The sequence below is a fragment of the Chryseobacterium sp. SIMBA_029 genome, from assembly GCF_046535275.1.
Taxonomy (GTDB): domain Bacteria; phylum Bacteroidota; class Bacteroidia; order Flavobacteriales; family Weeksellaceae; genus Chryseobacterium.
In genome coordinates this window covers 155,893-169,020 of sequence record NZ_JAWRXA010000004.1, presented here as the reverse complement: position 1 = coordinate 169,020, position 13,128 = coordinate 155,893, and the positions used below count along the sequence as shown (strand labels likewise).

Annotated in this window: 12 protein-coding genes; all 12 read right to left on the bottom strand. The window is 36.8% G+C overall.

From position 1 onward, the window contains the following. Positions 1 to 177: 177 nt before the first annotated feature. The 12 genes from SB679_RS08540 to SB679_RS08485 all read right to left on the bottom strand — a co-directional run bounded on the left by SB679_RS08540 (position 178) and on the right by SB679_RS08485 (position 13,010). Positions 178 to 696 (bottom strand): hypothetical protein, encoded by a 519-nt coding sequence (locus tag SB679_RS08540; protein WP_410701832.1) that lies wholly within the window; start codon positions 694 to 696, stop codon positions 178 to 180. Positions 697 to 785: 89 nt separating this feature from the next. Then, positions 786 to 1,310, bottom strand: coding sequence for a hypothetical protein (locus SB679_RS08535; RefSeq protein WP_410701831.1), 525 nt, complete (start codon positions 1,308 to 1,310; stop codon positions 786 to 788). A gap of 147 nt (positions 1,311 to 1,457) precedes the next feature. Further along, positions 1,458 to 2,987, bottom strand: coding sequence for a glutamine-hydrolyzing GMP synthase (gene guaA / locus SB679_RS08530; RefSeq protein ID WP_410701830.1), 1,530 nt, complete (start codon positions 2,985 to 2,987; stop codon positions 1,458 to 1,460). Positions 2,988 to 3,143: 156 nt separating this feature from the next. Further along, positions 3,144 to 4,382, bottom strand: a complete 1,239-nt coding sequence (purD, locus tag SB679_RS08525) for a phosphoribosylamine--glycine ligase (protein WP_410701829.1) — start codon at positions 4,380 to 4,382, stop codon at positions 3,144 to 3,146. A gap of 248 nt (positions 4,383 to 4,630) precedes the next feature. Further along, positions 4,631 to 6,148 (bottom strand): bifunctional phosphoribosylaminoimidazolecarboxamide formyltransferase/IMP cyclohydrolase, encoded by a 1,518-nt coding sequence (gene purH, locus SB679_RS08520; protein ID WP_410701828.1) that lies wholly within the window; start codon positions 6,146 to 6,148, stop codon positions 4,631 to 4,633. 130 nt (positions 6,149 to 6,278) lie between these two features. Continuing rightward, positions 6,279 to 6,869: a GNAT family N-acetyltransferase gene (locus SB679_RS08515; RefSeq protein WP_410701827.1), complete on the bottom strand. Its 591-nt coding sequence runs from the start codon at positions 6,867 to 6,869 to the stop codon at positions 6,279 to 6,281. Continuing rightward, positions 6,862 to 7,428 (bottom strand): phosphoribosylglycinamide formyltransferase, encoded by a 567-nt coding sequence (gene purN / locus SB679_RS08510; RefSeq protein WP_410701826.1) that lies wholly within the window; start codon positions 7,426 to 7,428, stop codon positions 6,862 to 6,864. The genes SB679_RS08515 and purN overlap by 8 nt, the downstream gene beginning before the upstream one ends. A gap of 153 nt (positions 7,429 to 7,581) precedes the next feature. Continuing rightward, positions 7,582 to 8,574 carry a phosphoribosylformylglycinamidine cyclo-ligase gene (purM, locus tag SB679_RS08505; protein ID WP_410701825.1) on the bottom strand — a complete coding sequence of 331 codons (993 nt, stop codon included), beginning with the start codon at positions 8,572 to 8,574 and terminating at the stop codon, positions 7,582 to 7,584. Between the two features lie 267 nt (positions 8,575 to 8,841). After that, positions 8,842 to 9,393 (bottom strand): NADPH-dependent FMN reductase, encoded by a 552-nt coding sequence (locus tag SB679_RS08500; RefSeq protein WP_410701824.1) that lies wholly within the window; start codon positions 9,391 to 9,393, stop codon positions 8,842 to 8,844. A gap of 37 nt (positions 9,394 to 9,430) precedes the next feature. After that, on the bottom strand, positions 9,431 to 10,159 hold the full coding sequence (locus SB679_RS08495) for a pirin family protein (RefSeq protein WP_410701823.1): 729 nt from the start codon (positions 10,157 to 10,159) through the stop codon (positions 9,431 to 9,433). A 158-nt stretch (positions 10,160 to 10,317) separates the two neighbouring features. After that, positions 10,318 to 11,481, bottom strand: a complete 1,164-nt coding sequence (locus SB679_RS08490) for an MFS transporter (RefSeq protein ID WP_410701822.1) — start codon at positions 11,479 to 11,481, stop codon at positions 10,318 to 10,320. Further along, positions 11,478 to 13,010, bottom strand: coding sequence for a GMC oxidoreductase (locus SB679_RS08485; protein ID WP_410701821.1), 1,533 nt, complete (start codon positions 13,008 to 13,010; stop codon positions 11,478 to 11,480). The genes SB679_RS08490 and SB679_RS08485 overlap by 4 nt, the downstream gene beginning before the upstream one ends. Positions 13,011 to 13,128: the final 118 nt, after the last annotated feature.

The following is a 13,128-nucleotide window of genomic DNA, read 5'->3' as shown; positions in this document are numbered from 1 at the left end:
AAAATAATCAATCACACCCTTCATTATCGGTATGATTTTTCAATATTTTATGTCTATTTGATCACACTTAGCCTGTTTTTATTCAAGATATTATCTGAACTTCATAGAAATATCTGCAGATAATGGGTCTTTGCCCACAAATATATTCATCAAAAAAAATCATGATTGTATTGAAAATTAGTAGGAAGAATCCGGAACGGTGAGTTCAGAAATAGTACTGAATTCCACAGAATCTTTCGCTGTATTGTACTGTATATGCATCGCCCGCCATTTTTTATTGACTACGTCTTCTTTTTTGGAGAACTGTTCCTGAATCACAAAATGCTGCTTCATATGATCAAAATCCTCATATTTTAGTTTGAACGTATTTTTAAGCTTTTCATCTACCAGAAATTCATATCCTTTGTAGGTAAAATATCCATATTTTTTTGATTGGATTTCTTTATTGATTCGTGGTGAATTTTCTTTGATGAATACAGGCTGGTTGTTGGCTAATAGAAGTTCTACCTCTTTTTTCTCCGGCTCAATGATTCCCGAGACCGTTATAAATTTCACGGTTTTCTTGTCATTAGAATCTGCAATAAATTCATCAATTTCTTTAATCAGTTTATTACTACTGATAATGGTATGGATGTCAGGATTTTTGGTACAGCTGGTCAATAGGATCAGAAGCCCTGCAAATAGAATTTTTCTCATGGTATCGTTTTTCAAAGACTACTAAAATAGAAAAAAACGGTGAAATTTTTATAGTTGGGCTTGAAATATTGAAAGTATTCTACTCTTCTTTAAGTATTTCTGAATATAAAGTCTTCAGCAATTACAAACTGGTTATTAATCATTAGCAACTGATGGGGCTTTATTATCTTATCACCGAAGTGTCTGATTAAAACATGATGTTTGCTGCATACTTTTTCCAGTTTTTCCAGAACTGAAAAGGGAGCATTCAACAATTTGCCGCTTCCTTTCTGGATATTCTGAAGAAATATTTGTTCATCTATTCCCGTTTTTATTTTGATATAGTCTTTCCAATGCCTCCACCCCTTCAGGCTTTCTTCAATAGATTTTTGAATATCATCAACGAAAAGGTCTATTTTTTCAGGTGCAGAATTGATATAGGTTTCATTATGGTTGATTAATAAGGGATGCTCTCTGTATAAGGTAAGTATTCCATTTTCTTTTTTCTTTATTATGGATTCTTTCTTATTCTTAAAATCAAAACGAAACATATTATTGTCAATAGCAAGAATAATATACGTGGTCTGGAAATCTTCTATTTTTACTGTTCTATTATGGAATTGTTCAATTAGCATATTTCATGATGATTAGTTTTTATTTGTAGTTATCTAAGCTTCTTTAGGTTTACATCTTAATTAAATTTAGAAAAAATATTCAAGTAATCATAAAAAAATCCTGCTTATCAAGATAGGCAGGATTTATATTATCATTTCAAAGCAGGATTATTCCCACTCAATCGTTGCTGGCGGTTTGCTTGAAATATCGTAAGCTACTCTGTTGATTCCTCTTACTTCATTGATGATTCTGCTTGAAACAGTATCTAAAAACTCATAAGGAAGTCTGCTCCACGTGGCCGTCATAAAGTCGATGGTATTCGCAGAACGAACGACTGCTGTGTATTCATAGGTTCTTTCATCACCCATTACTCCAACTGATTTCACAGGAAGTAATACAACGAAAGCCTGAGAAACTTTTTCGTAAAGATCATTTTTATATAATTCTTCAATGAAGATATCATCAGCTTCCTGAAGGATTTTTACTTTTTCCGGATCTACAGCTCCCAGAATTCTGATTCCTAATCCAGGTCCAGGGAAAGGGTGTCTGTGTACCAAATGATGTGGAATACCTAATTCCTCACCCACCTTTCTTACTTCGTCCTTGAAAAGCTCTCTTAAGGGCTCTAACAGCTCGAAATCCATTTCTTCAGGAAGGCCGCCCACGTTATGGTGAGACTTGATCACTGCTGAAGGACCGTTTACGGACTGACTTTCGATCACATCAGGATAAATAGTTCCCTGTGCTAAAAATTTCGCGCCTTCAATTTTATGGGATTCTTCATCAAAAACATGAATAAATTCGTTTCCAATGATTTTTCTCTTTTGTTCCGGATCGTCAACGCCTGCTAATTTGGTAAGGAATCTTTCTGAAGCGTCAACCAGTTTAATATTCATATTAAAATGCTCGCCGTAATTTTCCATTACTTTTACATCTTCATTTTTTCTCAACAAACCGGTATCTACGAAGATACAGTTCAGCTGATCTCCAATTGCTTTGTGTATCAAAACTGCCGCTACAGAAGAATCTACTCCTCCTGAAAGTCCAAGGATCACTTTGTTGTCTCCTACTTTTTCACGGATCTCTGCAACTGTTTTTTCGATGTAGTTGGTCAGCTTCCAGTTTTTCTCTGCATTACAAATACTGAAAACAAAATTTTCAAGCATTTTTCCTCCTTCTTCTGTATGAGATACTTCCGGGTGGAACTGTACGCAATAAATCTTACGTTCAGGATTGGAAATAGAAGCGATCACTCCAGATTTTGCATTTAATTCAAAACCTGCAGGCAGTTCTCCTACTTCATCAAAATGGCTCATCCAAACCACAGAGTTTTGAGCCACTCCTTTTAGTAAAGCATTTTCTTTAATAATATCTAAATGAGCTTTTCCATACTCACCTTTTTCTCCTTTATTTACTTTTCCGCCTAACAAATGTGCCGTAAGCTGCATTCCGTAGCAGATTCCCAATACAGGAATTCCCTGCTCGTATAATTCTTTTTCAACTAAATGGGCATTTTCCGCATTTACAGAACTTGGACCTCCTGAAAGGATAATTCCTCTCGGCTGCTTTTCTAAAATATCCTGTAATGGGGTGTTGAAAGGTAAGATTTCAGAATATACTCCCATCTCACGGATTCTTCTTCCGATAAGCTGGTTGTACTGAGATCCGAAATCCAATATAATAATACCGTTATTCATTGTATAATTGATTTTAATTTTGAAGATGTCAGACTTCAGATATCAGATGTCAGACTTTTTAGTCCAGGATCTTTTATCTTATGACTGATATCTAAATTTTAGCTTCTTTACAAAAAAAGACTTGGAAATGTTCCAAATCTTTTTTCATGATTTTTATTAAAACTTCCCGATGTCTTCTCTGTAAAAGCTGTAGTCGAAGTGTACATGAGCTGCATCTTCGTAGACTTTCTTGCGGGCATCGTCATATGTAGCACCTGTAGCCACAATGTTGAGTACTCTACCACCGTTGGAAACTACTTTATCTCCTTTTTTAACAGCGCCTGCGTACAATAGCTGGCTATGTTTTACTTTGTCTTCTCCTACGATTTCAAAGCCTGTTTCTATATTTCTTGGATATCCTCCGGAACACATTACCAGACAAACTGCTTTTTCGTTTTTAAAAGTAAGCTGAAGGTCTTTTCCTTCCATACAGTCGTTGATAACGTCTAACAGATTGTTTTCCATAAGGGCCATCAATACCTGAGTTTCAGGATCTCCGAATCTCATGTTATATTCAAGAAGGTATGTTCCGTTTTTAGTTACCATTAATCCGAAGAAAATAATTCCTTTGAAACTGAATCCTTCTGTTTTTAATCCTTTAACGGTAGGCTCCAGGATATTCTTTTCGAAATCTGCTTCATGTTCTGCTGTAAATTCCGGGCTTGGTGCCACAGATCCCATACCACCGGTATTAGGTCCTGTATCCCCGTTTCCGGCTTTTTTATAATCTTTCGCTGCAATACATGGGAATAATTTTTCACCGTTTGAGAATGCAATAATTGAAGCTTCAAAACCTTCCAGATATTCTTCGATCACTAAGCGGATCCCTGCATCTCCATAAATCCTGCGGATCATGAAATCATGGATCGTAGCTTCAGCTTCTTCTAAAGTATCGCAAATAACAACACCTTTTCCTCCTGCTAAACCACTTGCTTTGATCACCAAAGGATATTCCTGCGTCTGCACATATTCTTTAGCTTCGTTATATGAATCAAATACTACAGCTCTTGCTGTCTTGATATCATAGGTCTGCATAAATTTCTTAGAGAAAGCTTTGCTTCCTTCAAGGCTTGCCACTTTTTGGTTGGGACCAAAAACTTTCAGATCATGCTTTTTAAATTCATCCTTTAAGCCTGCTACAAGCGGTGCTTCAGGACCTACGATCGTTAAATCTACTTTTTCTTTAATAGCAAAATCTCTCAGTTCTTTAATCTCTGATAAATGAACATTTTTCCCTATTACATCGGTTGTTGCATTTCCGTTGGCAAAAAACATTTTACTCACTCTTGAGTCTTTCTGAAGTTTTGCAGCCAAAGCAGATTCTCTTCCACCTTCACCTATGATTAATATTCTCATACTTTATATAATTAACTAGTCTATAATATTACAAATATATAATTTTGAATGCTATAAATACAATCTCAAAATATAATTTTCTTAGTGTTTTTCTTTCTTCTCAACAGTCATTTTTAACACCGTATTTACTGGTATTTCTTTTAAAACCTATGGTATTAAGCTTTCAAAGGCATTAGTACACACAGTCAGAATTAAAAATCCCTGTCTAAAAATTAAAGATTTCCACTAACATTTTAATCTTAATTTAATTAATGGAAAAAATGTCTAACCCCAGTAAACATCATCGGGATGCCATGCTCATTGGCTGCTTCGATGCTGTCCTGGTCTTTTACACTTCCTCCAGGCTGAATGATCGCTTTGATTCCCTGTTCTGCACAGAAATCTACAACATCACGGAAAGGGAAAAATGCATCAGAAGCCAATACCAGGTCTCCTGTGAATTTTTCTTTAGCTCTTTCAATCGCCTGCTGGGTAGCCCAGATTCTGTTCACCTGTCCACCTCCGATACCGAAAGCCTGAATTCCATTAGAAACAACAATTGCGTTGGATTTCACATATTTTACTACTCTCTGAGAGAAAAGTAATGCTTTTTTCTGTTCTTCTGTAGGTTGTACGTTTCCTACCACTTTAATATCATCAGAGAAGATACTGTCGTTGTCCTGAACCAGAATTCCGCCATCTACTTTCACCCAGGTCTGCTTGTCGGAAACCGGATTTACAATTTTAATAATTCTTAGGTTTTTCTTCTTTCTTAAAACTTCTAATGCTGCTTCGTCAAAATCCGGAGCCATTACAATTTCAAGGAATGTTTTGTTTAATTCTTCTGCTGTTGCTGCATCGATTTTGTAGTTCATTGCAACAATTCCGCCAAAGATAGAAATCGGGTCACATTCGAAAGTTTTCTGGTACGTTTCCAATGCTGAAGTTCCGATCGCCACGCCACAAGGGGTAGAGTGTTTTACGGCACAACATGCCATTTCCTCTTTGAATTCAGTCACTACTTTCCAGCAAAGATCCATATCGCGAAGGTTGTTAAAAGAAAGTTCTTTTCCTCCTAACTGTTCGAAATCTTTCATTGCTCCGTTCTCGAAAGTAGAAACGTAATAAGCTGCTGTCTGATGAGGGTTTTCACCGTATCTCAGATCAAACACTTTTTTGTAAGATGCGTTAAGATACGTTGGATATTCTTCATCTAAAAGCATTCTTGAAATAGCTGCATCATAAGCTGATGTAAGGTTGAATACTTTTCCGGCTAATTTCTTACGGGTTTCAATGTAAGTATCACCATTCTGCTCCATTTCAATTTTTACCGTAGCATAATCTTCTACATCGGTAATCACCGTAACAGAGTCAAAGTTTTTGGCTGCTGAACGAAGCATTGAAGGACCACCAATGTCAATAAATTCTACTTTTTCATGTAAAGAAATATCCTTGTTCACATTTTCAAAGAAAGGATAAAGATTTACGATGACCATGTCTATAAGCCCGATTCCATATTCCTGAACCGTCTTCATATGCTCTTCATTGGAACGTACTGCAAGCAATCCGCCATGAACTTTCGGGTGTAAAGTTTTCACTCTACCGTCCAGCATTTCAGGGAAATCGGTTACCTCATCAATCTGAATGGGATGTAAACCAGCTTCTTTCAAATGTTTGAACGTGCCTCCTGTAGAAATCAACTCGTAATTTTGGGCTTCCAAAAACTGAGCGAATTCGGTCAATCCACTTTTGTCAGAAACACTGATTAATACTCTCTTTTTACTCATTTTACTTTCAATTTTTTACTTTTTACAGCTACTTCAAACTGTATTCCCGGTCTTTCACCCCCGGATTTACTTTTATTTTACTTAGATTTTTTTAATTTTTCGAAATGTGAAGTGTTTTCATTAACAATTGCTAAATCTTTTCTTTCAAATTTTCTTTGACACTATTAAACCATTCTTCTTTCAAAATGCTTAATACAATTGCATCAATTCTATTTCCTTCCGAATCTTTTGAAAAGTTCCTTAGGATACCTTCTTCTTTACAGCCAATGCTCTTCATTGCAGAAATACTCCTTATGTTAAGATTATTAGCCCTAAACCCAACTCTTTCCATATTCCAAATTTCAAAAGCAAACTCCAGCATCAAGTACTTGCAGTTTTTATTTACATAGGTTCCCTGATAACTTTTCCCATACCAGGTATACCCTAATTCAAGGGTTTGATTAAATTTATTAATAAGGTAAAACCTTGTACTTCCTATGATTTTTTCATCTTTCTTATCAAAAACCACAAAAGGATATTCTGTCTGATTTTGCCTGTTATTAAGTGCTGTAGTAATATAATTTTTAAGATTTTCAGCACCATTTGCTCCCAATGCATTAAATTGCCAAATATCAGGTTCTTCCTCAGAAAACTTCAAGAGCAAATCGAAATCCGATTCTTTTAAAGGTCTTAAAAGAATTTTATCATTTTCTAAAATATATTCTTCTGCTAAATCAATCATTATTTAAAATCTTATTGATCGCTATCGGGAAAATTTCATATTCAATATGATGTACTTTTTCTGCTACTGTTTCGGGTGTATCATCTTCTGTTACTTCAAATGATTTCTGAAGGATGGCTTCTCCTTCATCAATTCCCGGAGTTACAAAATGTACAGTCGCCCCGCTTTCTTTTTCTTTAGCTTCAATTACCGCATGATGCACATGCATTCCCCACATTCCTTTTCCTCCGAATTTCGGAAGTAATGCAGGATGGATATTAATTATTTTACCGGTCCAGTTTTCACAGAACTCAGGTTTCAGAATGGAAAGGAATCCTGCCAACACGATCAGATCTGTATTTTCAGGAATGACTTTGTTTAATTCTGTACTAAAGTTTTTTCCTCTTGGAATCAGTATACTTTCTATAGCATGATTCTTAGCTCTTTGCAGTCCGTAGCATTCTCTGTCAGCCACTACCAAACTGATTTTCGCATTCTGAATAGCTCCGGATTCAATGGAATCTATAATTCTCTGAAGATTGGTTCCTGAACCTGAAACGAGTATGACGATGTTTTTCATTTTTATTTTGTGAGCTTTGTCAAGGTTTTAAGCATTAACAAAGCTTTGAATGTTATTAACTAGCCCCGATTGCAGCGGCATCCTTTTTTGTTGCGGCCGGAGCGAAGCGGAGGCCGTAATAAAAAAGATATAGCAGAAAGCGGGATTAGGCTCCTAAAATTTTAAATCTATTTTTTCAGTTCCTTCCGTGATTTCACCAATTTCGTAAGCATCATCTAAAAGGTGTAATACTTTTTCTGCATGAGCAGGGTCTACTACCACGATCATTCCTACTCCCATATTGAACGTTCCATACATTTCTTCACGGGCAATATTTCCTCTTTTTTCCAATTCAAGCATTACACTTGGAATCTGGATTTTGGAAGCATCAATAGAAGCACACAAACCTTGAGGAATAATTCTTGGAATATTCTCGTATAAACCACCTCCTGTAATGTGAGCAATACCGCAAACTGCTATTTCTTCCAACAGTCTGTGAATGTCTTTATAATATAATCTTGTAGGAACCAATAAGGTTTCATATAATGGTTTTCCTTCAAATTCTTCTTCAAAATCAGGGAAGATTTTTCTGACCAAAGAAAATCCGTTTGAGTGGAATCCTGAACTTGGCAACGCAATAATCTTGTTACCTGGTTTAATTTTTGAACCATCAATGATCTGATCTTTTTCTACAATTCCTACGCAGAATCCGGCAACATCATAATCTCCAGGCTTGTACATTCCTGGCATTTCAGCAGTTTCACCACCAATTAATGCACAGTTATTGTCTTTACAAGCTTCTACCATACCTAGTACGATTTCGGCTGCAATTTCAGAATCCAACTTTCCACAAGCTAAATAATCTAAAAAGAATAAAGGCTTGGCTCCGTGGCAAAGAATATCATTAGCACACATCGCAAAGCAGTCTATCCCGATAGAACCGTATTGTTTGGAATCTAACGCTACTTTCAACTTTGTTCCTACACCATCCGTTCCGGAAACCAAAACAGGATTTTTGTATCCACCAATCTCGTAGAAAGCACCGAAACTTCCCAAATTGTTCAATACATTGGAATTGTGGGTTTCGCTTACCGCTTTTTTGATCTTGTCAACGGTTTTGTACCCTTCTTCTTTGTCTACTCCTGCAGATTTGTATGTGTTGCTCATTGTATTTAGATTTTTAGAAGCCAGATTTCAGATTTCAGACGATTGGGTCCAGATCTAACTTCTGATGTCTCTTTTATATTTACTTTTTATATCAATTTTGTAAAATAAAAAAGCCGACAATCTGGGTAGATTATCGGCCGTTATTTTATCTCAGAATTTCAGAGTCCACAGTTTCTCCTTTTTTTGAAAAACATTCTTTGAAGGTGGACTGAATTTTCATCTCTTTTCTTTTTGCAAAAATAGTAATTTTAAATTAATATTCAAATTCTATTTTTCAAGGATTGTTTCAACGGCTGCAATCTTTTTTATTTTATCCTTTAATTCACTGTCTTTCTCTTCGTTAGAAATCTTCTGAGCTGCTTTATCAAAGTTATCATTAAAGAAAGGAAGTGAGAACGTTTCTATGATATTTCCTCCATGAAAAGGAAAACGCTTCGTTGCTGCTTCTAAAACACCTGCTCCACCTCTTGCTCCCGGCGCTGCAGACATCAATAACATAGGAACTTCATTCCATACCGTTCTGTCTTTAATTCTGGATACCCAGTCAAAAACATTTTTAAAAGCCGTAGAGTACGTACCGTTATGTTCCGGTAAGGAAACCAAAAGTAGGTCTGCACCATCAATTTTGGCTGCAAAATTCTTTGCTTCCTGAGGAACACCGCCTGTTAATTCTCTTTCATGTTTGTAAATAGGCATTTCAAAAGCATCAAGATCGATTACTTCTACTTCTGCATTTTCAAATTGAGTGGATGCATACGCCACTAACTGCTTGTTCATTGAAGCTGCCGAGTTGCTTCCTGCTATTGCTAAAACTTTCATTATTATGTATCTATATTTTAATCGTTACAAATTTAGTTTATTTAAGGTAAGAAGGCAATTCCATAGGAACTTCCATCAAAAGAATTTCGGTATCTTCCTCTGCTTCTATATTAAAACTTTGGGTATCCCAGATTCCTAATCCGTCTCTTTCATTCAGAAGCCTGTCTCCTACTTTAGCACTTCCTTTTAGTACAAATGCATACACTCCGTTTCCTTTTTTATTGAGGGTATAATTTTTACCGTTCCCTTTTGTAAAATTCGCCAGATTGAACCATGCATCCTGATGAATCCATACCCCATCATCATTTTTATCAGGTGATAAAATTTGCTGGAATCCATTGATCTTTTCTCCTTCTTTAATATTTTTCTGATCGTATCTGGGCTCTACATCTGCTTCTCTAGGGAAAACCCATATCTGCAGAAATTTCACAGCTTCATCTTTGTTTTTATTGTATTCGCTGTGCATCACTCCGGTACCAGCGCTCATCACCTGGATTTCACCTTTTTTGATCACCGCAGTGGTTCCCATTGAGTCTTTATGCTCTAAATCTCCTTCTAAAGGAATGGAGATAATTTCCATGTTTTTGTGCGGATGTGTTCCGAAACCCATTCCCTGAGAAACGGTATCGTCATTCAAAACCCGTAATACCCCAAAGTTTGTCCTGTCATTGTTCTGATAGTTTGCAAAACTGAAGGTATGGTAACTGTTTAACCAGCCATGATCGGCATGGCCTCTCGTATCTGCTTTATGATAAACTGTTTTCATATTGTCATTATTTATAATACAAATGTACGGGTTGTAGGGATGGGAAATGTTGACGTAGGATAAGAAGTTGGGTTGTTGGTGTTTGGTGTTTAGTTTTTAGCCTGTGCGTTAAGCTGATGGTCTGATGTCTGAAATCTAGCATCTTGCCTCTCATCCAATCAAAAGGCTTCTTTTATCTTAGAATTTTTCTTCAGGTAGAAAAGGATATCACAGATAATAATTGTGCAAAAAATTAAAAAAACCAGGATTTCAGAGGTATAATTGGAAAAATTACCCAGCACATTCGTTACAACACCTGTACCGATTTGATTGGCTGCCATAAGAAATCCGGAAACCAATACGGAAAGTGTGGGAAATTCCACCGTTCCCCAGCCAATGGATCCCGGAAATATGCTGCCCATAAAAAAGCCAATGAAAAACATCAGTACCAACAGGATATTGATGTTAGGATCTATCAAAAGAATGAAAAGCAATACTCCAACCAGCAAAGGAGAGAAAAGAAAAATTCCGGACAGATCATTTTTTTTAGCAAATAATCCAAAAAGCAATCGGTTCAGGGCAATACCGCCCCAAAATAATGAAAGTCCAAGGCTGGCTTTATTATTATCCAGTCCTTTATTTTTAAGGATAATGCCTCCAAAGCTTCCAAAAGTTCCTTCAATACAGCCATACAGCACTATAACAGCAAAAAAGATCCATAATTTACGGGGAATTCTGAGGTGCCCCGGAAGTTCAAAAAATGCTCCTTTTTCCAGTTTTAAAAATAAGAAGGCTAAGCATGCTATACTTACCACAATGAAAATACTTCCGGGAACATACATCCAGTTTTTAACATCCCCGATAAGGTTCATCATCAGTGGTGAGGTAGAAGTTCCCAATCCTACCAAAAACTGCAGAAGTAAAATGGCGGAAGATTTCCCTTCTTCAAATAAACTTGCTGCTAAAGGATTCAAAGTCGTGATAGAAAGACCAAAACCCAGTCCCATGCATGCTACCAGAATCATAAGTATAGGAAACAGCAGGTGGGAATTCATATTATACTGTAACAGCCATAATATTCCGGTAGAGACGATCATCAGTATAAGACCAGAACCTAAAACAATTTTAGGTCCCAGTTTATTAACTAAAAATGGCGCTCCCAAACATGAAATAATGATACAGATTACCTGTGGAATGAATAGATTCCCAAATTGTGATGAAGACAGCCCAAATAAAGACTGATCTGTAAAAGCCGTTCCCAGTGCGGGAAATACAACGAAATTAACTCCGGTTAAAAAAGCCAGTATAAAGACAACAACAATGGTAACCGTTTTAGAACTCATGATGTCAGTACTTCATTTTTAAGATGATCTCCTACTCTCAGAGCCATTGCAATAATGGTAAGTGCAGGATTTACAGCGCCACTGGATACAAAAAATCCGCCGTCTACAATATAAAGGTTTCGCAGGTCGTGGGCTTTACAGTTGGTATCTACCACTGAGGTTGCCGGATCAAGCCCCATCTTTGTAGTTCCGTTCTGGTGGGCGGGTGAAGCGACATCCATTCCTTTACTGAAATAGAACCCTTTAAACAGAAAAGTCTCAAATTTTCCTGATGCTTTGAGTGCTTTTATTAATTCTGATTTAAGAAATTCATGGCCTTTCTGATTGTTTTCGGAATAACTTATTTTGATCTGTCCGTCTTCTACAGTCACCCTGTTTTCCGGATCGGGAAGATCTTCTGAAGTCAGCCAGAAATCAACCGCATGCTCTGCCATCAGCTCAAAAGTAAAACCGGGTGCCGCCACCGGACTGTCTGCCTTTATCTGATGAGCATCCGATTTCCCCAACATCTGAATATGTCCCAATGGGAACTCATAGTCTCTGTTGGCATGGTAGAAATCATTAATCCCGAATGTTTTTCCAAATTTTGTTGGATTCGGTTCTATATATAGTGCAACGAGTGCCGTATTCTGATGAAACATATAGTTCCGCCCCACCTGATCTGAAGTATTCGCCAACCCATTCGGAAACTGTTCGCTCTTACTTTCCAACAGGATCGCAGCAGAGTTAATAGCTCCTGCCGAAAGGATGACAAGCTCTGAACTGAGTATTTTAGTTTCTCCATTCTGTTCTACAACGACTTCGGAGATTTTCGTTCCGGAAGCATCTGTATTGAGTTTCAAAACTTTTGTATTAACCATCAATTCAACATTAGGATATTCTAATGCTTTGGCTAATGCACAAAGATGGGCATCCCCTTTTCTTTCAGCTGCATCGGGGAAACCATCAAAACGATCTAAGATGTAGGGCGCATTTGCTGTTGTATGAGGTGTAAAATTAACACCAATTGGCAGTTCAAAAGGATGAAGTCCATAATCCGTTAATTCATCCACAATTTCCTGAATTCTTGGCTCATGTGGTAGTGGTGGATTTGGATAAGGCTCCGAATCAAATGGTTCTGTAGGATCCGATCCTCTTTTACCATGAACATGAAAAAGCTTTTCAGCTTCCAGATAGTAATTTTGTAAATCTTTATATTGAATCGGCCAAGCCGGGGAAACACCGCCATAATGCTTTATTTCTCCAAAATCTTCTTCCCTTAAACGAAATAGCGCTGCCCCGTAGAATTTGGTGTTTCCACCCACATTATAATGCATTCCCGGCCGGAATGGTTTTCCATGTTTATCCAGCCACAAATCATTTGTGGTATACCTGTTTTTTTCAAAAACCTCAACGGAATCCCAGTTTTCTTTTTCTACCGGAACATAATCTCCTCTTTCAATAATCAGAATTTTTTTACCGGTATCGGCCAGTCTGTATGCCATTGTTGCTCCTCCTGCTCCACTTCCTATAATGATGATGTCGTACATTTTTAATAATTTGATTACTCTAAATTATAGAATTAAAATAAGGCCTAGCTTAATAAAAAATTAAAATTCAATAGATAATATAAATGGGTATTGGAATTTAGATGCTAGATTTCAGACA